General features: G+C 64.8%; 18 protein-coding genes and 4 tRNA genes. 4 read left to right on the top strand and 18 right to left on the bottom strand.

Going from position 1 to position 22,475, the window contains the following annotated elements:
• Positions 1–21 precede the first annotated feature (21 nt).
• The 16 genes from fusA to AC1RP5_RS23145 form a co-directional block, all read right to left on the bottom strand.
• Positions 22–2,127 carry an elongation factor G gene (fusA, locus tag AC1RP5_RS23070; RefSeq protein ID WP_493114611.1) on the bottom strand — a complete coding sequence of 702 codons (2,106 nt, stop codon included), beginning with the start codon at positions 2,125–2,127 and terminating at the stop codon, positions 22–24.
• Between the two features lie 36 nt (positions 2,128–2,163).
• Positions 2,164–2,634 (bottom strand): 30S ribosomal protein S7, encoded by a 471-nt coding sequence (gene rpsG, locus AC1RP5_RS23075; protein WP_425065024.1) that lies wholly within the window; start codon positions 2,632–2,634, stop codon positions 2,164–2,166.
• 16 nt (positions 2,635–2,650) lie between these two features.
• The gene (rpsL, locus tag AC1RP5_RS23080; protein WP_295145785.1) at positions 2,651–3,022 is read right to left on the bottom strand and encodes a 30S ribosomal protein S12; all 372 of its coding nucleotides are present in this window, start codon (positions 3,020–3,022) and stop codon (positions 2,651–2,653) included.
• 432 nt (positions 3,023–3,454) lie between these two features.
• Positions 3,455–7,627: a DNA-directed RNA polymerase subunit beta' gene (rpoC, locus tag AC1RP5_RS23085; RefSeq protein ID WP_493114613.1), complete on the bottom strand. Its 4,173-nt coding sequence runs from the start codon at positions 7,625–7,627 to the stop codon at positions 3,455–3,457.
• Between the two features lie 54 nt (positions 7,628–7,681).
• On the bottom strand, positions 7,682–11,851 hold the full coding sequence (rpoB, locus tag AC1RP5_RS23090; RefSeq protein WP_493114614.1) for a DNA-directed RNA polymerase subunit beta: 4,170 nt from the start codon (positions 11,849–11,851) through the stop codon (positions 7,682–7,684).
• A 194-nt stretch (positions 11,852–12,045) separates the two neighbouring features.
• A complete protein-coding gene (gene rplL / locus AC1RP5_RS23095; protein ID WP_493114616.1) occupies positions 12,046–12,417 on the bottom strand; it encodes a 50S ribosomal protein L7/L12 in 372 nt (123 codons plus the stop codon).
• 54 nt (positions 12,418–12,471) lie between these two features.
• Positions 12,472–12,999: a 50S ribosomal protein L10 gene (gene rplJ / locus AC1RP5_RS23100; RefSeq protein ID WP_493114618.1), complete on the bottom strand. Its 528-nt coding sequence runs from the start codon at positions 12,997–12,999 to the stop codon at positions 12,472–12,474.
• Positions 13,000–13,329: 330 nt separating this feature from the next.
• Positions 13,330–14,025, bottom strand: a complete 696-nt coding sequence (gene rplA, locus AC1RP5_RS23105) for a 50S ribosomal protein L1 (protein WP_493114620.1) — start codon at positions 14,023–14,025, stop codon at positions 13,330–13,332.
• A gap of 4 nt (positions 14,026–14,029) precedes the next feature.
• Entirely contained in the window at positions 14,030–14,458 is a 429-nt protein-coding gene (rplK, locus tag AC1RP5_RS23110) for a 50S ribosomal protein L11 (protein WP_493114621.1), read from the bottom strand.
• A 211-nt stretch (positions 14,459–14,669) separates the two neighbouring features.
• Positions 14,670–15,326: a hypothetical protein gene (locus AC1RP5_RS23115; RefSeq protein ID WP_493114623.1), complete on the bottom strand. Its 657-nt coding sequence runs from the start codon at positions 15,324–15,326 to the stop codon at positions 14,670–14,672.
• A gap of 60 nt (positions 15,327–15,386) precedes the next feature.
• Entirely contained in the window at positions 15,387–15,923 is a 537-nt protein-coding gene (nusG, locus tag AC1RP5_RS23120; RefSeq protein WP_493114625.1) for a transcription termination/antitermination protein NusG, read from the bottom strand.
• A 1-nt stretch (position 15,924) separates the two neighbouring features.
• Positions 15,925–16,119, bottom strand: coding sequence for a preprotein translocase subunit SecE (secE, locus tag AC1RP5_RS23125; protein WP_493114627.1), 195 nt, complete (start codon positions 16,117–16,119; stop codon positions 15,925–15,927).
• Between the two features lie 20 nt (positions 16,120–16,139).
• Positions 16,140–16,215, bottom strand: a tRNA-Trp gene (locus AC1RP5_RS23130).
• Between the two features lie 45 nt (positions 16,216–16,260).
• Positions 16,261–17,451 carry an elongation factor Tu gene (gene tuf / locus AC1RP5_RS23135; RefSeq protein WP_493114628.1) on the bottom strand — a complete coding sequence of 397 codons (1,191 nt, stop codon included), beginning with the start codon at positions 17,449–17,451 and terminating at the stop codon, positions 16,261–16,263.
• A 70-nt stretch (positions 17,452–17,521) separates the two neighbouring features.
• Positions 17,522–17,595: transfer RNA gene (locus AC1RP5_RS23140), tRNA-Gly, on the bottom strand.
• 37 nt (positions 17,596–17,632) lie between these two features.
• A tRNA-Tyr gene (locus tag AC1RP5_RS23145) sits at positions 17,633–17,719 on the bottom strand.
• A 226-nt stretch (positions 17,720–17,945) separates the two neighbouring features.
• On the opposite strand from AC1RP5_RS23145, the gene rlmB reads away from it, so the two are divergent.
• Both rlmB and AC1RP5_RS23155 read left to right on the top strand, forming a co-directional pair.
• The gene (gene rlmB / locus AC1RP5_RS23150; RefSeq protein ID WP_493114630.1) at positions 17,946–18,707 is read left to right on the top strand and encodes a 23S rRNA (guanosine(2251)-2'-O)-methyltransferase RlmB; all 762 of its coding nucleotides are present in this window, start codon (positions 17,946–17,948) and stop codon (positions 18,705–18,707) included.
• A gap of 11 nt (positions 18,708–18,718) precedes the next feature.
• Complete coding sequence (locus AC1RP5_RS23155) at positions 18,719–19,435, top strand: alpha/beta fold hydrolase domain-containing protein (protein ID WP_493114631.1); 717 nt, start codon at positions 18,719–18,721, stop codon at positions 19,433–19,435.
• A 12-nt stretch (positions 19,436–19,447) separates the two neighbouring features.
• Here the strand turns inward: AC1RP5_RS23155 and AC1RP5_RS23160 are convergent, their stop codons facing one another.
• Positions 19,448–20,221, bottom strand: coding sequence for a hypothetical protein (locus AC1RP5_RS23160; protein ID WP_493114633.1), 774 nt, complete (start codon positions 20,219–20,221; stop codon positions 19,448–19,450).
• 158 nt (positions 20,222–20,379) lie between these two features.
• Between AC1RP5_RS23160 and AC1RP5_RS23165 the strand changes: the two genes are divergently transcribed.
• The gene (locus AC1RP5_RS23165; RefSeq protein WP_493114635.1) at positions 20,380–21,471 is read left to right on the top strand and encodes a hypothetical protein; all 1,092 of its coding nucleotides are present in this window, start codon (positions 20,380–20,382) and stop codon (positions 21,469–21,471) included.
• Between the two features lie 7 nt (positions 21,472–21,478).
• Here the strand turns inward: AC1RP5_RS23165 and AC1RP5_RS23170 are convergent, their stop codons facing one another.
• Complete coding sequence (locus AC1RP5_RS23170) at positions 21,479–22,210, bottom strand: sulfotransferase family protein (RefSeq protein ID WP_493114637.1); 732 nt, start codon at positions 22,208–22,210, stop codon at positions 21,479–21,481.
• Positions 22,211–22,388: 178 nt separating this feature from the next.
• Here AC1RP5_RS23170 and AC1RP5_RS23175 point away from each other — a divergent pair.
• Positions 22,389–22,463, top strand: a tRNA-Thr gene (locus AC1RP5_RS23175).
• Positions 22,464–22,475: the final 12 nt, after the last annotated feature.

Here is a 22,475-nt window from a genome sequence, read left to right on the forward strand (position 1 = left end):
TTCCTTACTTAAATCGGTTTGCTAGCCAGCCAGCTTGGCGACGACCTTGTCGGCCTCGGCCTGCGGCACAGGAGCGTAGTGGTCGAACGTCATGCTGTAGGCCGCGCGACCCTGCGTCATCGAACGCAGCGTGTTCACGTAGCCGAACATGTTGGCCAGCGGCACCATGGCATCGATGACCTGCGCGTTGCCGCGAGCATTCATGCCCTGGATCTGGCCGCGGCGGCTGTTCAAGTCGCCGATGCAGTCGCCCATGTAGTCGTCGGGCGTCACCACTTCGACCTTCATGATCGGCTCGAGCAACTTGCACTGAGCCTTCTGAAGGCCTTCCTTGAATGCCGCGCGGGCGGCGATTTCGAAGGCAAGCACGCTGGAGTCGACGTCATGGTAGTTGCCGTCGGTCAGCGTGACCTTGAAGTCGATCACCGGGAAGCCGGCGAGAACGCCGGTCTCGCGTGAGGCTTCGAGACCCTTTTCGACGCCCGGGATGAATTCCTTGGGGATCGAACCGCCGACGATCTTGTTCTCGAACGAGTAGCCCGATCCGGCTTCACCCGGCTCGAAGGTCAGCTTGACGCGGGCGAACTGGCCCGAGCCGCCGGACTGCTTCTTGTGGGTGTAGTCGATATCGGCCTTGCGGCCGAGCGTCTCGCGATAGGCAACCTGCGGAGCGCCGACGTTGGCGTCGACCTTGTAGGTGCGGCGCAGGATGTCGACCTTGATCTCGAGATGGAGCTCGCCCATGCCCTTGATGACGGTCTGGCCGGTTTCCTGGTCGGTCGAGACGCGGAACGTCGGGTCTTCCTGGACGAGACGGCCCAGCGCCTGGCCGAGCTTCTCCTGGTCGGCCTTCGACTTCGGCTCGATGGCGAGCTCGATGACCGGATCCGGGAAGTCCATGCGCTCGAGGATCACAGCGTTGTCCGGATCGCACAGCGTGTCGCCGGTCGTGACGCTCTTCAGGCCCGCGAGGGCGATGATGTCGCCGGCGCGCGCTTCCTTCACGTCCTCACGATCGTTGGCATGCATGAGCAGCATGCGGCCGATACGCTCCTTGCGGTCCTTCGTGCTGTTCAGCACGCCGGTCGCCGACTGGAGCACACCCGAGTAGACGCGCGCGAAGGTGAGCGAGCCCACGAACGGGTCGGTCATGATCTTGAACGCCAGCGCCGACATCGGCGCATCGTCGCTCGACGGTAGCGTGATCGGCTCGTCGGAACCCATCTTCACGCCCTTGACGTCTTCGACGTCGTTCGGCGCGGGCAGGTAGTTCACGACGGCGTCGAGCATGGGCTGCACGCCCTTGTTCTTGAACGCCGAGCCGCACAGGATCGGAACGAACGAGTAGTTGATCGTGCCCTTGCGGATGCACTTGATCAGCGTGTCGTAGTCGGGCTCCTCGCCGTCGAGGAACTTCTGCATGGCGTCGTCGTCCTGCTCGACGGCCATGTCGAGCAGCTTGGCGCGGTATTCCGCGGCCTTCTCCTTCATGTCGGCCGGGATCTCGACGACCTCGAACTTCGCGCCGAGGGTCTCTTCCAGCCAGATGATCGCCTTGTTGGAAACCAGGTCGACCAGGCCCTTGTAGTCGCTCTCCGAACCGATCGGGAGCTGCGTCACCAGCGGCTTGGCGCCGAGGCGGTCAACGATCATGTCGACGGTGCGATAGAAGTTGGCGCCCGTGCGGTCCATCTTGTTGACGAAGCAGATGCGCGGCACGCCGTACTTGTCGGCCTGGCGCCACACGGTCTCGGACTGCGGCTCCACGCCGGCCACCGAGTCGAACACGCAGACGGCACCGTCGAGCACGCGCAGCGAACGCTCGACTTCGATCGTGAAGTCGACGTGTCCGGGCGTGTCGATGATGTTCACGCGGTAGCTGACGTCCTTGTAGGGACCCGACTCGACCTTCCAGAAGCAGGTCGTGGCGGCGGACGTGATCGTGATTCCGCGCTCCTGCTCCTGCTCCATCCAGTCCATCGTCGCGGCGCCGTCATGGACTTCGCCGATCTTATGCGACTTGCCGGTGTAGTACAGGATGCGCTCGGTCGTCGTCGTCTTGCCGGCGTCGATGTGCGCCATGATACCGATGTTACGGTAGTCGGCGATGGGAGTAGTACGAGCCATGGAACGGGGCTTTCTTGGAGGGTGCCTGGAAGGCGCTTACCAGCGGTAGTGAGCGAACGCCTTGTTGGCGTCGGCCATCTTGTGGGTGTCCTCGCGCTTCTTCACCGCGTTGCCGCGGCGATTGAAGGCGTCGAGCAGCTCGGCGGAGAGCTTCTCGGTCATGCTGTGGCCCGACCGGTCACGGGCGGCCTGGATGATCCAGCGGATCGCCAGCGCCTGACGGCGCTCGGGGCGGACTTCGACCGGAACCTGGTAGGTGGCGCCACCGACGCGGCGCGAACGCACTTCGACGGCGGGCTTTACGTTCTCGAGCGCCTCGTGGAAGGCCGGGACCGGATCCTGCTTGAGCTTGGATTCGACCTCATCAAGCGCACCATAGACGATGTGCTCGGCGACCGACTTCTTGCCACGTTCCATCAGCGTGTTCATGAACTTGCTGAGAACGATATCGCCGAACTTGGCGTCCGGCAGGACTTCACGCTTTTCGGCTGCGCGACGACGGGACATGCTGCTTCTCCCTCGCCTACTTCGGACGCTTCGCGCCGTACTTCGAACGGCGTTGCTTGCGGTCCTTGACACCCTGCGTATCGAGGGTGCCGCGAATGATGTGATAGCGAACGCCCGGAAGGTCCTTCACGCGACCACCGCGGATCATGACCACCGAATGCTCCTGAAGATTGTGACCCTCGCCCGGAATGTAGCTCACCACCTCGTAGGCGTTGGTGAGGCGCACCTTGGCGACCTTGCGAAGCGCCGAGTTCGGCTTCTTCGGGGTCGTCGTGTACACGCGGGTGCAAACACCGCGCTTCTGCGGGCAAGCCTCGAGCGCCGGCACCTTGTTGTGGGCCTTCAGGCCGTGGCGCTGCTTGCGGATCAACTGGTTAATAGTCGGCATTGATTTCCGGTTTCCTTAACGCCGTCTCGGGTCCGCCCAAATCGACGCGTAGGCACAAAGCACATGCGCGGGCATAGCGGCTAACGCACTGCCCCGCGCGGGATGATAGCTTTGTGGCCTGGTGGCCTGACTTGTAGCGGTCCTCGGCGTCAGGCTGCGTTTTGGCTTCCACCAACCACCAGCCCCTCGACGAGGTGGCGCGCTTATATGGCCGCCATTCCTATGCGTCAAGCACGCTCCGGTGCTTTTCGCATTGATATCGTTGGTTATTTCTGAGTCGCCTGGAATCGACTCGTTCCTGACTCGCATGCCGCGAGGGGAGCAAGAATCTAACAACCATATCTGGTGGCATTGTGGCGCGAGAGCCACAATTGAAGAAGGCCGCCCCTTGCGAGGGCGGCCTTCCACTTCTTCGTCGATCTTCGACCGGGATCAGTCGGCCGCGCGCTCTTCCTCGAGCGTCGGGACCGGCTGGTCCTCGCCGTCGGCGCCGGCGGCCAGGATCGCCCGGTCGCGCTGCGCCGCAATCGCCTTGAGACGGTTCACGACGCCGCCGGTACCCGCCGGGATCAGGCGGCCGACGATGACGTTCTCCTTGAGGCCCTGCAGCGTATCGACGCGGCCGCTGACGGCCGCCTCGGTCAGCACGCGGGTGGTCTCCTGGAAGGAGGCGGCCGAGATGAACGACTTGGTCTGCAAGGACGCCTTGGTGATGCCGAGCAGCACCGGGTCGGCCTTCGCAGGCTTCAGCTTCTCCGCGACGATCTTGGCGTTCTCGATCTCGAACTCGGCCTTGTCGACCTGTTCGCCGATCAGGAAGGTCGAATCGCCGGCTTCGGTGATCTCGACCTTCTGCAGCATCTGACGCGCGATCGTCTCGATGTGCTTGTCGTTGATCTTCACGCCCTGCAGTCGATAGACCTCCTGGATCTCGTTCACCAGGTACTCGGCCAGCTTCTCGATGCCCAGCACGCGCAGGATGTCGTGCGGAACCGGGTTGCCGTCGATCAGCAGGTCGCCGCGCTCAACGAAGTCGCCTTCCTGGACGGCAATGCGCTTGCCCTTCGGAATCAGGTACTCGACCGGCTCCGCACCCTCGCCTTCCGGCACGATCAGGATGCGGCGCTTGCTCTTGTAGTCCTTGCCGAACTCGATGCGGCCCGAGATGTCGCAGATGATCGCGAAATCCTTGGGCTTGCGGGCTTCGAACAGCTCCGCCACGCGCGGTAGACCGCCCGTGATGTCGCGGTTCTTGCCGCCCTCGCGCGGGATACGCGCGAGGATGTCGCCGGCATTGACGTCCTGTCCGTTCTCGACCGAGAGGACCGAGTCGAGCGACAGCAGGTACCGGGCCTCCTGGCCGTTGGCCAGCATGATCGGGTTGCCGTCGGCATCGTGGATGGCGATGCGCGGACGCAGGTCGCCACCGCGCGGCTGGCCCTTCCAGTCGACCACGACGCGGTTCGAGATACCCGTCGAGTCGTCGATCACCTCGCGCATCGACACGCCCTCGACGAGATCGACATAGACCGCCTTACCCGCCTTTTCAGTGATGATCGGCAGGGTGTACGGATCCCATTCGGCGAGCTTCTGGCCCTTCGAGACGGGAGTGTCGCTGTCGACCAGCAGGCGCGCGCCGTAGGGCACGCGATGCTTGGCACGCTCGCGCTGGGCGCCGTCGATCAGGACCATCTCGGTGTTGCGGCCCATCACGACCGGCACGCCCGAGCTGTTGATCACGACGTTGCGGTTGCGCACCTGGATGGTGCCGTCATGGCTCGCTTCGATGTTCGACTGCTCCGCACCACGCTGCGCGGCGCCGCCGATGTGGAAGGTACGCATGGTCAGCTGCGTGCCCGGCTCGCCGATCGACTGGGCGGCGATGACGCCCACCGCTTCGCCGATGTTCACCGGAGTGCCGCGGGCCAGGTCGCGGCCGTAGCACTTGCCGCAGACGCCGATCTTGGTGTCGCAGGTCAGCACCGAGCGGATGCGAAGCTCCTCGATGCCGGCCTTGTCGATCTGCTCGACCTTGACCTCGTCGATGAGTTCGCCGGCCTTGCTGATCACCACGCCCGTCAGCGGATCGACGATGTCGTCCAGCGACGAGCGGCCGAGGACGCGCTCGGAGAGCGGCTCGATCACGTCGCCACCGTCGACGACCGCGCGCATCGTGAGGCCGCGTTCGGTGCCGCAATCCTCCTCGATGATGATGCAGTCCTGCGCCACGTCGACCAGACGGCGGGTCAGGTAACCCGAGTTCGCCGTCTTGAGCGCGGTGTCGGCCAGTCCCTTGCGGGCGCCGTGGGTCGAGTTGAAGTACTCGAGCACCGACAGGCCTTCCTTGAAGTTCGACAGAATCGGCGTCTCGATGATCTCGCCCGAAGGCTTGGTCATCAGGCCGCGCATGCCCGCGAGCTGCTTCATCTGCGTGGCCGAACCACGGGCACCGGAGTGCGCCATCATCCACACCGCGTTGACCGGCTTGCCCGGCAGCGGCGTCGAGATGCCCTTCATCATTTCCTCGGCAACGCGGTCCGAGCAACGCGACCAGGCGTCGACGACCTTGTTGTACTTCTCGCCCGAGGTGATCAGGCCGTCCTGGTACTGCTGCTCGTACTCCTTCACTTCCTTGGTGGTCTGGGCAACCAGCTTCACCTTGGCGGCGGGGATGACGAGGTCGTCCTTGCCGAACGAGATGCCGGCACGGCACGCGTGATAGAAGCCGAGACCCATCAGGCGATCCGCGAAAATCACCGTCTCCTTCTGGCCGCAGTGGCGGTAGACGGAGTCGATGACGTTCTGCAGGTCCTTCTTGGTCAGCAGGCGGTTGATCAGCGAGAACGGCAGGTTCTCGTGCTTGGGCAGGATCTGCGCGAGCAGGACGCGGCCGGGCGTGGTCTCGACCACGCGGCTGGCGAGCACGCCCTTGTCGTCATACGTCTCCAGACGCATCTTGATGCGGGCATGCATCGACAGCTTGCGGCTGTGCAGCGCGTGCTCGAGATCGCCCATGTCGGAGAACAGCGAGCCCTCGCCCGGATCACCTTCGCGCTCGAGCGTGATGTAGTAGATGCCGAGCACGATGTCCTGCGACGGCACGATGATCGGCTTGCCCGACGCCGGCGACAGGATGTTGTTGGTCGACATCATCAGGACGCGCGCCTCGAGCTGGGCTTCCAGCGACAGCGGCACGTGCACCGCCATCTGGTCACCGTCGAAGTCGGCGTTGAAGGCCGTGCAGACCAGCGGATGCAGCTGGATCGCCTTGCCCTCGATCAGCACCGGCTCGAACGCCTGGATGCCCAGGCGATGCAGCGTCGGCGCGCGGTTCAGCAGGACGGGATGCTCACGGATGACCTCCTCGAGGATGTCCCAGACCTCCGGCCGCTCCTTCTCGACCATGCGCTTGGCGGCCTTGATGGTGTTGGCCATGCCGTAGTTCTGCAGGCGCGAGTAGATGAACGGCTTGAACAGCTCGAGCGCCATCTTCTTCGGCAGGCCGCACTGGTGCAGCTTGAGCTCCGGACCGACCACGATGACCGAACGGCCCGAGTAGTCGACGCGCTTGCCGAGCAGGTTCTGGCGGAAGCGGCCTTGCTTGCCCTTCAGCATGTCCGACAGCGACTTCAGCGGGCGCTTGTTGGCGCCGGTGATGACGCGGCCGCGACGGCCGTTGTCGAACAGGGCGTCGACCGACTCCTGCAGCATGCGCTTCTCGTTGCGCACGATGATGTCGGGCGCGCGCAGCTCGATCAGCCGCTTGAGGCGGTTGTTGCGGTTGATGACGCGGCGGTACAGGTCGTTGAGGTCCGACGTCGCGAAGCGGCCGCCGTCGAGCGGCACCAGCGGGCGCAGCTCGGGCGGAATGACCGGAACCAGCTCGAGGATCATCCACTCCGGGCGGGCGCCGGACTCGATGAAGTTCTCGCAGAGCTTCAGGCGCTTCACCAGCTTCTTGCGCTTGGCTTCCGACGTCGTCTCGCGGAGTTCCTCGCGCAGGCGCGGGCGCTCCTCGTTGAGGTCGATCGCCTGCAGCATGCCGCGGATCGCCTCGGCGCCGATCTCGGCCTCGAAGGAGCCCTCGCCATACTCGTCGAGCGCGTTGAGATACTGCTCTTCGTTCAGCAGCTCACGGTACTTGAGCGGCGTCAGGCCGGGATTGCTGACGACGTAGTTTTCGAAATACAGGATGCGCTCGAGGTCGCGCAGCGTCATGTCGAGCAGCAGGCCGATGCGGCTCGGCAGCGACTTCAGGAACCAGATGTGGGCGACCGGCGAGGCCAGCTCGATATGGCCCATGCGTTCGCGGCGCACCTTGGTGAGGGTCACTTCGACGCCGCACTTTTCGCAGGTGATGCCGCGGAACTTCATGCGCTTGTACTTGCCGCACAGGCACTCGTAGTCCTTGATCGGTCCGAAGATGCGCGCGCAGAACAGGCCGTCACGCTCCGGCTTGAACGTGCGGTAGTTGATGGTCTCCGGCTTCTTGATCTCGCCGTGGCTCCAGGCGCGGATGCGCTCGGGGCTGGCGATCGAGATGCGGATCTCGTCGAAGGTCGGAGTGCCCTGAGGCTGGCCCAGTACGTTGATAAGGTCGGTCATTGTTGTCCTACTGTTCGGTGGACGTAATTCGCGAAGTCAGGAGGCCGGCCACCCTCAGGTGGCCGACTGGTTCAGTTCGACGTTGAGGCCGAGGGAGCGCAGCTCCTTGACCAGCACGTTGAAGGATTCCGGGATACCCGCCTCGAACGTGTCGTCGCCGCGCACGATGGCCTCGTAGACCTTGGTGCGGCCGGCCACGTCGTCCGACTTGACGGTGAGGATCTCCTGCAGCGTGTAGGCCGCGCCGTAGGCCTCGAGCGCCCACACTTCCATTTCGCCGAAGCGCTGTCCGCCGAACTGCGCCTTGCCGCCCAACGGCTGCTGGGTAACGAGCGAGTACGGGCCGATGGAGCGTGCGTGGATCTTGTCGTCCACGAGATGGTGCAGCTTCAGCATGTAGATGTAGCCGACGGTCACCTTGCGATCGAACGGCTCGCCGGTGCGGCCGTCGACCAGGGTGACCTGGCCCGAACGGTCGAGACCGGCCATCTCCAGCATCTCGACGATGTCGGGTTCGTGCGCGCCGTCGAACACCGGCGACGCGAAGGGCACGCCCTTGCTGAGGTTGCGGGCGAGCTCGATCGTCTGCTCGTCCGTGAGGTCGGCGATGTCGTTCTTGAACGCCTTCTCGCCGTAAACCTCTCGCAGCTGCTTCTTGATCTGCGCGACGGAGACCTCGCGGGCATCCTCCAGCATCTTGCCGATCTTCTTGCCGAGACCCGACGCGGCCCAGCCGAGATGGGTTTCGAGGATCTGACCGACGTTCATGCGCGACGGCACGCCGAGCGGGTTCAGCACGATGTCGACCGGGCCGCCCTCCTCGAGGTACGGCATGTCTTCCAGCGGCATGATGCGCGAGATGACGCCCTTGTTGCCGTGACGGCCGGCCATCTTGTCGCCCGGCTGCAGCTTGCGCTTGGTCGCGACGAAGACCTTGACCATCTTCATCACGCCCGGCGGCAGCTCGTCGCCACGCTGCAGCTTGTCGACCTTGCTGTCGAACCGGTCCTGCAGGCGCTTCATCGACTCGTCGAACTGCTTGTTCAACGCCTCGATCTCGGACTGCTTCTTGTCCGTCTTGACGGCGATCTGGCGCCACTGGCCCGGCGTGTACTCGCCCAGCACCTTGTCGATGATCTTGGTGCCCGGCTTCAGGCCCTTGAGGCCGCCCGCCACCACCTGGTTCATCAGCATTTCCTGGAGCTGGCTGTAGAAGCTGCGCTCGAGGATGGCCTTTTCGTCGTCACGGTCCTTGGCGAGACGCTCGATCTCGTCACGCTCGATCGCCAGCGCGCGCTCGTCCTTGTCGACGCCGCGGCGGTTGAACACGCGGACCTCGACGACGGTGCCCTCGACGCCCGGCGGCACCTTGAGCGAGGTGTCGCGAACGTCGGCGGCCTTTTCGCCGAAGATGGCGCGCAGCAGCTTCTCTTCCGGGGTCATCGGGCTCTCGCCCTTCGGCGTCACCTTGCCGACCAGGATGTCGCCCGCCTTCACCTCGGCGCCGATGTAGACGATGCCCGCCTCGTCGAGGTTCTTGAGGGCTTCCTCGCCGACGTTCGGGATGTCGCGGCTGATTTCCTCCTGGCCGAGCTTGGTGTCGCGAGCCATGACCTCGAACTCCTCGATGTGGATCGAGGTGAAGACGTCATCGCGCACGATGCGCTCGGAAAGGAGGATCGAGTCCTCGAAGTTGTAGCCATTCCACGGCATGAACGCGACGAGCACGTTGCGGCCGAGCGCGAGCTCGCCGTTCTGCGTCGACGGGCCGTCGGCCACGATGTCGCCCTTCTTCACCTGGTCGCCGACGCGAACGAGCGGCTTCTGGGTGATGCAGGTGCTCTGGTTGGAGCGCTGGAACTTCAGCAGGTTGTAGATGTCGACCGCCGGCCGGTTCGGGCCGACGTCGTCGGTGGCGCGCACCACGATACGCATCGCGTCGACCTGGTCGACGATGCCGCTGCGGCGGGCCGAGATGGCCACACCCGAGTCACGGGCGACGACCTCTTCCATGCCGGTGCCGACGAGCGGCGATTCGGCCTGGATGAGCGGCACCGCCTGGCGCTGCATGTTCGAGCCCATCAGCGCGCGGTTGGCGTCGTCGTTCTCGAGGAACGGGATGAGCGCCGCGGCGACCGACACGATCTGCTTGGGCGAGACGTCGACGAAGTCGATCGTCTCGGGACGGCCGAGAATGTACTCGCCGCCCTTGCGGCACTGCACCAGCTCGGACACGAACTTGCCCTTGGCGTCGATCTCGGCGTTGGCCTGGGCGACCGTGTAGCGGCCCTCCTCCATCGCCGACAGATAGACGACCTCGTCGCTGACGCGGCCGGCCGTGACCTTGCGGTACGGGCTTTCGATGAAGCCGTACTGGTTCACGCGCGCGTAGGTCGCCAGCGAGTTGATCAGACCGATGTTCGGGCCTTCCGGCGTCTCGATCGGGCAGATGCGGCCGTAATGCGTCGGATGCACGTCGCGCACCTCGAAGCCGGCGCGCTCGCGCGTCAGACCGCCCGGTCCAAGCGCCGAGAGACGACGCTTGTGGGTGACTTCCGACAGCGGGTTGGTCTGGTCCATGAACTGCGAGAGCTGCGAGGATCCGAAGAACTCGCGCACCGCCGCCGCCGCCGGCTTGGCGTTGATCAGGTCGTGCGGCATCACGGTGTCGATGTCGATCGAACTCATGCGCTCGCGGATCGCCCGCTCCATGCGCAGCAGGCCGACGCGGTACTGGTTCTCCATCAGCTCGCCGACCGAACGGACGCGGCGGTTGCCGAGATGGTCGATGTCGTCGATCTCGCCGCGGCCGTCCTTGAGGCCGTGCAGGACCTTGACCACCGCCAGGATGTCCTCGCGGCGCAGCGTGCGCTGCGTGTCGGGGACATTCTCGAACTCGAGGCGCATGTTCATCTTCACGCGGCCGACCGGCGACAGGTCGTAGCGGTCGATGTCGAACAGCAGGCCCTGGAACAGGGTCTCGGCCTGCTCCAGCGTCGGCGGCTCGCCCGGACGCATGACGCGATAGATGTCGAGCAGCGCTTCTTCGCGGTTCGAGTTCTTGTCGGCGGCCAGCGTGTTGCGGATGTACGGGCCGACATTGACGTGGTCGATCGCGAGCGTCGGCAGCAGGTCGATGTCGTTCTCGTTGAACAGCTCGAGCACCGCCTCGGTGATCTCCTGGCCGGCCTCGACGTAGATCTCGCCCGTCTTCTCGTTGATGACGTCGAGCGCGGCGTAGCGGCCGATCAGCTCTTCCGGCGAGACGCGGATGTCCTTGAGGCCCGCTTCCTTGAGCTTGTTCAGCAGGCGCGGCGTCATCTTGGTGCCGGCATCGGCGACCGACTTGCCGGTCTTGCCGTTCACCAGGTCGTGCGTCAGCTTCACGCCGCGCATCGACTCGGCCTCGAACGGCGTGTTCCAGCCGTCCTTCTCACGCGTGTAGACGACCTGGCCGTAGAACGCCGACAGGATCTCTTCCGGCGACAGGCCCTGGGCCTCGCTGGGGTCGAGCGTCTGGTTCTTGGCGACGGCGGCGGCGCGCTTCTTCCACGTCGCGTCGTTGTCGAGCGCCAGCAGCAGCGTCGTCACCGGGATCTTGCGGCGACGGTCGATGCGGACGTGGATCAGGTCCTTGGCGTCGAACTCGAAGTCGAGCCAGGAGCCGCGATACGGGATGATGCGGGCGGCGAACAGGTACTTGCCCGAGCTGTGGGTCTTGCCCTTGTCGTGGTCGAAGAAGACGCCCGGCGAACGATGCATCTGCGAGACGATCACGCGCTCGGTGCCGTTCACGATGAAGGTGCCGTTGTCGGTCATGAGCGGCATGTCGCCCATGTAGACGTCCTGCTCCTTGATATCGCGGATCGAGCGCGAGCCGGCTTCCTCGTCGATATCCCACACGACGAGCTGCAGGGTGACCTTCAGCGGCGCGGCGTAGGTGATGCCGCGCTGCTGGCACTCCTCGACGTCGTACTTGGGCTCTTCGAACTCGTACTTGACGAACTCGAGGCTGGCGCGCTCGGCGAAGTCCTTGATCGGGAACACACCGCGGAAGACCTCCTGGAGGCCCGACTGGGTGCGCTTGGGAGCCGGCGTTACGCGCTGGAGGAAGCTCTCGTAGGAGCTCTTCTGGACCTCGATGAGGTTCGGCATCGGCGCCACCGATTCGATGTGGCCGAAGAAACGACGAATCCTTTTGCGCGTATTGAAGGCCGTGGCCATCCTGCGTCCTCGATAGGTTCAAGGGCGGAGATAAACACCCGCTGCTTTCTCGGAGCTCCCGGCCCGCCAGCCGTTCGCCCCATCCGTCGCAGAGGGCCACTTGTCGGAAAGGACATCCCGAGGGACGTCCGTTCGGAAAAGAGGCCCGAACGGGCCGACCTCCCGAAGGAAGCCGGCCCGGCCGGTAAACGTTCTTACTTGAGCTCGACCTTGGCGCCTTCGGCCTCGAGCTTCGCCTTGAGCTTCTCGGCATCGGCCTTCGGCACGCCTTCCTTGATCGGCTTCGGCGCGGCCTCGACCAGATCCTTGGCTTCCTTGAGGCCGAGGCCGGTGATCTCGCGGACCACCTTGATGACGTTGATCTTCTTGTCGCCGGCGGCGGCGAGAACGACGCTGAACTCGTCCTTCACCTCGGCCGGAGCGGCAGCAGCGCCACCAGCGGCGGCGACGGCGACCGGAGCGGCGGCGCTGACGCCCCACTTCTCTTCAAGCAACTTGCTGAGCTGAGCGGCCTCGAGGACCGTCAGGGCCGACAATTCTTCGACCAGCTTCTCGAGATTAGCCATTTTAGTCTCCTAGTAACCCGAACTTCGATTTCGTGACGTCGATTTGATAGCGACTTACGCCGCCTTCGCGCCGTCTTCCTTGGCTCCGTAAGCCCCGAACACACGAGCGAGCTGACCGGCCGGCGCCACCAGAACACCAGCGACCTTGGTCGCGGGAGCCTGCAGGAGACCGATGATCTTGCCGCGCAGAGCGTCGAGGGACGGCAGGGTGGCGAGGGCCTGGACGCCAGCGACGTCCAATGTCTCACCATCCAGAGAACCGCCGACGATCGTCAGCTTTTCGTTGCCCTTGGCATAGGCCGCGACGACTTTCGCCGCTGCGACCGGATCCTTGGAATAAGCGATGGCAGTCGGACCCGTGAACATGGGACCGAGCGCCGTGAAGGCCGTACCCTCGAGGGCACGGAGCGTGAGCCGGTTCTTCGTGACCTTGTAGCTAGCGCCGGCTGCCCTGATCTTGCGACGCAGGTCCGTCACTTCCTGGACGGTCAGACCGGACTGGCGAGTAATCACCATCAGGCTGGCGTCCTTGAAGATCTGGTTCAGCTCGACGATCGCTTCGGCCTTTTCCGAACGATTCACGGCTTTCTCCAACTAAGGTCCAACCCGGGGGATCCAGGCCAGACCGGCTGCGTTACAGACTGCGCAGCCTCCGTTGCGGGTTAGCGCGAACGGAGACCTTGCGGTCCGGTTCGCCTGCCCCGGAAGTTCGGGCGCGTGCGCGCATCGAAAGATGCAGCGTCGATTCCCTTGCCCCCGTCTGCGCTGGCGGGTTTCCCCATTAGACTTGCCCCGAAGGACAAGTACCGGCGGTCTCGGACAGGTGGAGCTCGAAACCTTGCGGTCTCTTCGCTCCCTCCGCCGCGGGCCTTTCAGCCTACGGCGGAAACTCTAAAACTCTTTAGCCGCGCCTCAGGTCGTGAGGGCGGTGGCCGGGTCGAGCTTGATGCCCGGACCCATCGTCGAGCTCAGCGAGACCTTCTTGATGAAGGTACCCTTGGCGCCCGACGGCTTGGCGCGGTTGATGGCCGACACCAACGCCTTGACGTTGGCGGCGATCGCCTCCTCGCTGAACGAGGCCTTGCCGACGCCAGCATGAATGATGCCAGCCTTCTCGGCGCGGAACTCGATCGAGCCGGCCTTGGCGGCCTTCACCGCGGCGGTCACGTCCTGCGTCACCGTGCCGAGCTTCGGGTTCGGCATCAGGCCGCGCGGGCCCAGCACCTTACCGAGACGGCCGACGATGCCCATCATGTCCGGCGTGGCGATGCAGCGCTCGAACGCCATCTCGCCGCCGTTGATCTTCTCGGCGAGGTCCTCGGCGCCCACCAGATCGGCGCCGGCGGCCTTCGCCTCGTCGGCCTTCGGGCCGCGAGCAAACACCGCCACGCGCACCGACTTGCCGGTGCCGTTCGGCAGCTCGATCATGCCGCGCACCGCCTGGTCAGCGTGGCGCGGATCGATGCCGAGGTTCATCGCGACCTCGATGGTCTCGTCGAACTTCGCCTTGGCGTTCGCCTTGACGATCTTCACCGCCTCATCGAGCGGGTACATCTTCTCGCGGTCGACCGTGGCCGAGGCCGTCTTGTAACGCTTGCCCTGGGTCATGGTCCTACTCCACCACCTGGAGGCCCATCGAGCGGGCCGAACCCACGATCTGGGCCATCGCCGACTCGACGCTGTCGCAGTTGAGATCGGGCATCTTCTGCTCGGCGATCTCCTTAACCTGCTTCTTCGTGACCTTGCCGACAATCTGCGTGCCGACCGTCTTGGCGCCCGACTCGATGCCGGCGGCCTTCTTGAGGAAGTAGGTCACCGGCGGCGTCTTGGTGACGAACGTGAAGCTGCGGTCCTGGAAAACGGTGATGACGACCGGGATCGGCATGCCCGGTTCCATCTTCTGCGTCTTCGCGTTGAACTGCTTGCAGAATTCCATGATGTTGACGCCCTGCTGACCGAGCGCAGGCCCGATCGGCGGAGACGGATTGGCCTTGCCAGCCGGCACTTGCAGCTTGACGTAGGCTTGGATCTTTTTAGCCATGCATACCCCTTACACTGTGGGTGGCGCGGTCCGGCCATGGCAGGCCTCCCGCACCAAACTATGGTCAAGCCCTTGATCCATAAGGATTTTTGGCCTCAACCTACCGCATGAGAAAAGGCTGGCACGCGGCCAGCCCCTCAAGGGCGCGGGGTTTAGCAAACTCCCCGGTGCGCCACAACCCCCTGATTTCCCTGAATCATACAGGCCCGGCCTAACGGGCCGGGGGCTTCCCTGCCCTGTCCACGCTGGTGGATATGGTGGTGCCGGTGGCATCCGGCAAGAACCTGACCGTCACGATGGTGGCGGTCCCGCAGGCATCGACCGTCCACTTCTCGGTCCACGACCTCGGGTCGACCCCGGGCCGGACCTTCGGCGAGGCCTCGCCATAGGCCCCAAAGGCGGTGTCGACGACCCGAAGGGTGTTGCAGCCCGGCGGCTTGGCGTTGTTGGCCTCCGCGGACAGCTTCGCATAGGCGATGCCGTCCCGCTGCAGCAGCGGATCGGCGATGGTCGTCCCCGACAGCAGGGTCGTCCGGGACGACTGGCCGCCCGGCACGATGTTGTAGAACAGATTGACGATCCTGGACTTGCCGCAGCCGGTCCATTTGGTCGCCAGCTTCCAGACGCCCGACGTGGGGGCCCCCGCCGCGTTGAAGGTCGGCATCTTGTAGAAGGCGACGTCGACCACGCTTCCCTGGGCCGTCGGACAGGGCGCGGAGGTCAGGTTCCAGTCGGCGATCGCGGCTTCACGGACCGCCTGCTGCTCGCCCGGCGTGTTCAGGAACCTGGCCAGGTCGCTCTGGGCATCGGCCCACGCCGATGCCGTGCCCATCAGGGCGAAAACGACCGCAAGAATGCTGGAGCGCACGAACCACCTCCCGGAATGGGGGAACAGCCTACAGCCATTCCACCCGGAGGTAGCAGGAAATCAGATCTTCTCGACCTGCGCGTAGTCGAGTTCGACGGGGGTCGAGCGGCCGAAGATCGAGACGGCGACCTTCAGGCGGGCGCGCTCCTCGTCCACATCCTCGACCGTGCCGTTGAACGAGGCGAACGGGCCGTCGGCCACCTTCACCTGCTCGCCGATCTCGAAGCTGACGGCGGGCTTGGGACGCTCAACGCCTTCCTGAACCTGCTTCAGGATGCGATTGGCCTCGCCATCGGAGATCGGCACCGGCTTGCCGCGGCCACCGCCGCCCAGGAAGCCCGTGACCTTGGCCGTGTTCTTGACCAGGTGCCAGGAGTCGTCCGTGAGGTCCATTTTCACGAGCACGTAGCCCGGGAAGAACTTGCGCTCGGTGTTCACCTTGGCGCCGCGGCGGATTTCCACGACTTCCTCGGTCGGCACGATGACCTCGGTGATTTCGTCGTCGAGGCCCTTCTTTCCGGCCTGTTCGCGGATCGACTGGGCGACCTTGTTCTCGAAGCCCGAGTAGGCGTGAACGACGTACCAGCGATGAGCCATGTCAGGAAACCCCGAGCAGAAGCTTCACGACGAAGCCAATGACCTTGTCGGCCACGAGGAAGAACAGCGAGGAAATGACGACGAAGATGAACACCATGCTGGTGGTGATCATCGTCTCGCGTCGCGTCGGCCAGGACACCCGGGCCACTTCGGCCCTGACTTCCCGGGCGAACTCGATCGGATTCTTTGTCGTCATGATCGCCAATCTTCAAAAAATGGCAGGAGCGGAGGGGCTCGAACCCCCGACCCTCGGTTTTGGAGACCGATGCTCTACCAACTGAGCTACACTCCTGCAGAAATCACCGCCGTTTGGTGACGGCGGTGAGCCTCTATAGCACTACTTTACGACTTTGGTGACGACGCCGGCGCCGACGGTGCGACCGCCTTCGCGGATCGCGAAACGCAGGCCTTCGTCCATCGCGATCGGCTGGATCAGCTCGACGATCAGGCGGGCGTTGTCGCCCGGCATCACCATCTCCGTGCCTTCCGGCAGGGTCACCACACCCGTCACGTCCGTCGTGCGGAAATAGAACTGCGGACGGTAGTTCGTGAAGAACGGCGTGTGACGGCCGCCCTCTTCCTTGTTCAGGATGTAGGCTTCCGCCTCGAAGTTGGTGTGCGGCGTGATCGCGCCCGGCTTCGACAGAACCTGGCCGCGCTCCACGTCTTCACGGCCAACGCCGCGCAGCAGCGCGCCGATGTTGTCGCCCGCCTCGCCCGAGTCCAGCAGCTTGCGGAACATCTCGACGCCGGTCACCGTCGTCTTGGTCGTGGCCTTCAGACCGACGATCTCGACTTCCTCGCCGACCTTCACGATGCCGCGCTCGACGCGACCCGTCACCACCGTGCCGCGGCCCGAGATCGAGAACACGTCCTCGATCGGCATCAGGAACGGCTTGTCCTTGTCGCGCGCCGGCTGCGGAATGTACTTGTCGACCTCTTCCATCAGCTTCAGAACGGCCTGCTCGCCCAGCTCCGGCGACTTGTCTTCCAGCGCCATCAGCGCCGAACCGCGGATCACCGGCAGGTCATCGCCCGGGAACTGGTAGCTCTTCAGCAGCTCGCGCACTTCCAGCTCAACGAGGTCCAGGAGCTCCGGATCGTCGACCATGTCGCACTTGTTCATGAACACGACCAGCGCCGGAACGCCGACCTGGCGCGCCAGCAGGATGTGCTCGCGGGTCTGCGGCATCGGGCCATCGGCAGCCGACACGACCAGGATCGCGCCGTCCATCTGCGCCGCGCCCGTGATCATGTTCTTCACGTAGTCGGCGTGTCCGGGGCAATCCACGTGCGCGTAGTGGCGGTTCTGCGTCTCGTACTCGACATGCGCCGTCGAGATCGTGATTCCGCGCTCGCGCTCTTCCGGGGCCTTGTCGATCTGGTCGTACGCCGTGAACGTGGCACCACCCGTCTTCGCCAGGATCTTCGTGATCGCCGCCGTCAAAGACGTCTTGCCGTGATCGACGTGACCGATCGTGCCGATGTTGCAGTGCGGCTTGTTCCGCTCGAATTTAGCTTTGCCCATGGTGTCACGACCCTCGTGATGCTTGCAGCTTCTACACAGACCAACTTGACTGGCCGACTTAAGCCAAACCTGGAGCGGATGAAGGGAATCGAACCCTTGTCGTAAGCTTGGAAGGCTTCTGCTCTACCATTGAGCTACACCCGCAACGCCCGAACAGAACCAATCCCGCGCTGTGGTCCGATGGTGGAGGGGGAAGGATTCGAACCTTCGTAGACGCGAAGTCGGCAGATTTACAGTCTGCTGCCATTGACCGCTCGGCCACCCCTCCGTCCCAACGGGCAAAACGGAAAAAGCCTGTAGGCGCGCGGGTTTACAGTGCCTCCCGACCGGCTGCAAGCACTTCCTTGCAAGACCGCGGGCAAGGAACGGAAGGGGAAGGTTCTGGCGGATGCCGAAAAGCCTCCAACCCGCATCTTACCGGCATCCCCGGTGATTCGCCGGAGAATTTGGAGGGGGATTTGCCCACCTGCCGCCGGCACCATACAAGGCTCGGCATGGCTCCCCGTCCCAATCGTCCCCACCGCCAGTCCCGCACCGGCAACCAGTCCATCTGGATTTTCGGCCGTCACGCGGTGCTGGCCGCCCTCGCCAACCCCGACCGGCGCATCGAGCGGGTGTTCGCCATCAAGGATATGGCCGACACCCACTCCGGCGAGATCGGCAAGACGCCCATGACCATCACGTCGCGCGAAGACCTGAACCAGCGCCTGCCCAACGGCTCGGTCCATCAGGGCATCGCGGCCCTCGTGGCGCCGCTGGAAGATGCCGCCATCGAGGACGTCCTGGCCCGCTGTGGCGACGACGCCCTGGTCCTGGCGCTCGACCAGGTGAGCGATCCTCATAACGTCGGCGCCATCCTGCGCTCGGCGGCCGCCTTTGGCGCAGCCGGCGTGATCGTTACCGACCGCCATACGCCGTCCGACACCGGCACCCTGGCCAAATCCGCCTCGGGCGCGCTCGAAGTCGTGCCGCTGGTGCGTGCCGTCAACCTCGCCCGCACCCTGGACCAGCTCAAGGAAGCTGGTTTCTGGACCTACGGGCTGGCCGAGTCGGGCGACACCAGCATCAGCAATCTCGACCTCAAGGGCCGGACCTGCATCGTGCTCGGCGCCGAAGGCGAAGGCCTGCGCCGCCTGACCGCCGAGAAATGCGACCGGCTGGTGACAATTCCCACCAGCGACGCCCTCTCCGCCCTCAACGTCTCCAACGCCGCCGCCGTCGCGGCCTACGAATGGGCCCGCCAGCGCCCGAAGTGAGGGGCGGCGCCATGGATGTCATCCACGACAGTCCACGGGTGACGATCTCGCATCGGGCGGGCAACACCGGCAGCGCCGTGATCTCCTTTGCCGGCGTCGGATTGCAGCTCGGCGGCCTCCCGCAGGAGGAATTCGTGAAGACCCTGTCGGGCAACCGGCACGACCAGTTCTTCGTCATCGACAAGTTGCGCAGCTGGTACAACGCGACGGCGCCGGAAATCCTCGACCGGCTGTCCCCGTCGCTCGAGAAATTCGACAAGGTCTTTACACTCGGCAATTCGATGGGCGGCTTCGGCGCCATCTACTTCGGGCGGCAGATTCCGAAATGCACGGCCGCCGTCGCGTTCGGCGCGCAATACTCGGTGCATCCGGAGATCGTGCCGAAAGAGAAGCGATGGAAGGAATGGCGCGACGGGATCGCGGACTGGCCGATCCCCCACGCGCTCTCCGGTGAAGGCAGCGCGCTCCAGGCGCACCTCTTCTATGGCCGCCCCAGCGGCGACATCGCCCACGCCGACCTCTATCTCGCCAACCGCCTGCCCGGCATGGCGCTCTACATGATCGACGGCGCCAAGCACGGGACCGCGAACCTCCTGAAGGAGCGCGGATGCCTGACCGAGGTACTCGATCTGGTTTTCGTGCAGAACGAAGGCGCCGAGGCGATTGCCGGCCTCATGAAGGAGCGGCAGATCGACGTCAGCTTCCACGAGCCCCGTGCCCGGCGTTAGCCCGGGCGACGCTCACATCTCGTACAGGTGGCTCTGAGGCGCCTTACGCGTGGGCCGGGCTTCGCCGCTCCCGAAACCATCGGCTGCCCTGGCGATGATCCGCTCTTGGTTGGCGCCGACCCAGTCGTAGAGATACTGATCCGCCGCGTTGGCCTTGCGCAGCCGGCGCACGAGGGCGGGGCGCAGCGCATATTGCGCCGAGTTGGATTCCTTCATGTGGAAGGCCGGCAGCGATCGGCCAACGGTCGACGCCATCACCTGCAGCAGCGGATTGATCGCCGCCGGCGTCGCGGCGGCGAGATACTTCTTCTCAAGGAAGACCACGGCTTCCTTGGGATCGGTCGTGCCGCAAAGGTTGCGGCACTGCGAGTTCCAGATCTTCTCGTCGCCTTCGTCGAACCAGCGCTGCATGACGACGTTGATGTCGTCGTCGTATTGTACGCGCAGCCGCTTCGACCGGTCCTCGGGCCGCTCGTAGGTCGCACGCAGGTAGGAATAGATCGACTGCGCTCGCGTCACCGGATCGCGCACGGTGCAGACGAAGACCGCCTCCTTGCCAATCAATGGCACCAGTTCATCGCGCGCATGGGCAAAGGTGAAATGACCGCTGAGGCAGGTGATGCGCGCCCGCTTCTCCGGCGCAATCGCCTGGAGCTGCTGGGTCTCGACGAAGAGCTTCAGCCTGAGGAAGCCCGGCTTGAACAGCTCCTTCAGCCCCAGATAGAACGACGTGCCGCCGGTCTTCGGCACATGGGGAAACACGACGACCCGGTTGTTGCTGGGCAACCCTTCCCTCCGCACGATCCGCCACTCATGTCCTGAGCCATCCAGGTCTATGACGCAATAGCGTTCCAGCGCACGCGACCGCGACGGCTCAGGGTTGCCAGTCCCCTTCCCGCCAGCAATCATCACAACGACATCCGCCCTCTGGCGAAGGCCGAACCTTGCGCATCCTGATTGCCACCCACGACATCTGCCTGCTTTCCGGTTCGGGAACCGTCGCTTTCGAATTCGCCCAGCACTTCCAGAACAAGGGCTGCGAAGTCGTCGTCTTTGCCAACCGCGTGCGCAATCCGCTGCAGATCCGCTTCCGCCGCGCCAAAATGCAGTTGCTGAAGGACCAGCACGCGATCCGGCCCTTCTCCTTCGACGTCGTATATCTGCAGCATCAGGTCGCCGGCCTGTTCGACTACGCGTCGCACGTCGACGATCGCGCGGCCTCGCTTTTCGTTTTCGGCAGGCTGGGATCGACCTTCCTCGAATCCTCTGGCTGGGCGCACGACCAGGCGCTGGGCGATCTCATGCTCGCCAACTCGAAGGAGACGGCCGACGCCATTGCCGCTTCGGGCAACGCCCTGCCGGTCGACATCTTCCACAACGCCGCGCCCGACTCCTACCACCTGCCCCGCCGCCGCAAGCTCCCCACCAGCCGGCCGCGGTCGGTGCTCTTCGTGTCCAACCACAAGACGCCATCGCTGCTGGAAGCCGCCGAGGCGCTGCGCAAGCAGTCGATCGAGGTCAAGCATGTTGGCCAGTCCGGCAGCGAGATCGCTCCCGTCATACCGCCGATGATCCAGGCCCACGATCTCGTAGTGAGCATCGGCAAGACCGTGCAGTACGCGCTCGCCGGGCATACGCCGGTGTTCGTCTACGATCGCTTCGGCGGGCCGGGCTATCTCAACAAGGCCAACTTCCAGCGCGCTTCGGATTTCAACTTCTCCGGCCGCTGCACCACCAACATCCGCTCGGGCGAGGAGGTGGCCGCCGAAATCCTGCAGAACTATGCCGCCGGCCGAAGCTTCTCGGAATCGATCACGCCCGAACAGCTCCTGCCCTTTCGCCTCTCCCACCAGCTCGACCGACTGGTGCAGAAGAGCCCGACCAGCAACGACACCCGCCGCGCCCGTCTCGAACAGATGGGCCCCGCCGTCGAGCGCGAGCGGCTGATGGCCCGGTACGCCCGCCAGCAGGTTCTCCTGAACGGCAAGCTGACCCTTGAACTGGCGGCCGCCAACGCCGCGCGCCAACCCGCCTAGCCTACGCCTAACCGGCGTCCGACATCGCGCGGATGTCGGCCATCAATTCGAGGCCGATGAACTTGCCCGCCCGGGCGCGTTCGCTCTCCGACAGGTCGCGTCCGCCGGCGCCCGGCGTGCCGTCGTTCCAGACGCCCTCGAACGGAAGATTGCCGCGGTCGCCGGCAAAGGCCTGCTGGGCGTCGAGATGATCGTTTGAAAGACCGACCCGGCTCTGCAGCGCAGCCAGGCAGTTCCGTGTGTCGCCATAGAGATCGCCATACCGGACCCGCACCGTCTCCGGATGGTCGAGCGCCACCAGCGTGGCCGCCAGGAACCGGCGCGCGAACTTCGCCGCCGCATCGACCGTCTTCGGCGCGCCCGGCCACCAGGGATCGGGACCGCGGCCGGCCTTCAGGAGCGAGGCCACGACATCGAGCGGATCGCGGACCGTGCACAGGACGACCGGCTGCAGGAGCCGTCGCGCGCGTTCCAGGTGGAATAAGTGCGCCGGCGTCTTCTCGACGATCCGCCTGCCCGGGTTCGCCCGGCCGAGCGTCTCGAAGGCGCGCACCAGATCTTCGTCCGACAGGCCCGAGGCCGGGACGAACGCGGCGGTCTCGAGGCTTTTCGGATCGCGATTCGTGAGGCCAAGCGACGCCGGACCGGCATGAACGACATCTGGATGACCGCGCAGCAGGTTGAGCAGCAAGGTCGTACCGCTGCGGGGCGCTCCGACGATGAGCAGAGGTGAAGACACAAGGCCGCCTGATATGGATGTCGCAACGGTTCGGCAGGTTCCATAGACCAGCCGGCCGGGCAACGAAAAGCCGCGCCGGAACGACAGCGGGCTTTTTATTGGCTTGGCCCGATCCGGTCGCTAAAAGGGCCCCGGTCGGGCCGCCACGTGGCCCGGAAATGACGACAATGCTGGAAATGCCGGGTTAGCACAGCGGTAGTGCAGCGGTTTTGTAAACCGAAGGTCGGGGGTTCGATCCCCTCACCCGGCACCAGCCTTCTTCCCC

Source organism: Reyranella sp. GW821-FHT12G01, from assembly GCF_058806575.1.

What these genes read in the sequence shown, in the direction of transcription:
- fusA (WP_493114611.1), bottom strand. Translation starts at nt 2,127, where the DNA reads ATGGCTCGTACTACTCCCATCGCCGACTACCGTAACATCGGTATCATG.
- rpsG (WP_425065024.1), bottom strand. Translation starts at nt 2,634, where the DNA reads ATGTCCCGTCGTCGCGCAGCCGAAAAGCGTGAAGTCCTGCCGGACGCC.
- rpsL (WP_295145785.1), bottom strand. Translation starts at nt 3,022, where the DNA reads ATGCCGACTATTAACCAGTTGATCCGCAAGCAGCGCCACGGCCTGAAG.
- rpoC (WP_493114613.1), bottom strand. Translation starts at nt 7,627, where the DNA reads ATGACCGACCTTATCAACGTACTGGGCCAGCCTCAGGGCACTCCGACC.
- rpoB (WP_493114614.1), bottom strand. Translation starts at nt 11,851, where the DNA reads ATGGCCACGGCCTTCAATACGCGCAAAAGGATTCGTCGTTTCTTCGGC.
- rplL (WP_493114616.1), bottom strand. Translation starts at nt 12,417, where the DNA reads ATGGCTAATCTCGAGAAGCTGGTCGAAGAATTGTCGGCCCTGACGGTC.
- rplA (WP_493114620.1), bottom strand. Translation starts at nt 14,025, where the DNA reads ATGACCCAGGGCAAGCGTTACAAGACGGCCTCGGCCACGGTCGACCGC.
- rplK (WP_493114621.1), bottom strand. Translation starts at nt 14,458, where the DNA reads ATGGCTAAAAAGATCCAAGCCTACGTCAAGCTGCAAGTGCCGGCTGGC.
- nusG (WP_493114625.1), bottom strand. Translation starts at nt 15,923, where the DNA reads ATGGCTCATCGCTGGTACGTCGTTCACGCCTACTCGGGCTTCGAGAAC.
- secE (WP_493114627.1), bottom strand. Translation starts at nt 16,119, where the DNA reads ATGACGACAAAGAATCCGATCGAGTTCGCCCGGGAAGTCAGGGCCGAA.
- tuf (WP_493114628.1), bottom strand. Translation starts at nt 17,451, where the DNA reads ATGGGCAAAGCTAAATTCGAGCGGAACAAGCCGCACTGCAACATCGGC.
- rlmB (WP_493114630.1), top strand. Translation starts at nt 17,946, where the DNA reads ATGGCTCCCCGTCCCAATCGTCCCCACCGCCAGTCCCGCACCGGCAAC.
- AC1RP5_RS23155 (WP_493114631.1), top strand. Translation starts at nt 18,719, where the DNA reads ATGGATGTCATCCACGACAGTCCACGGGTGACGATCTCGCATCGGGCG.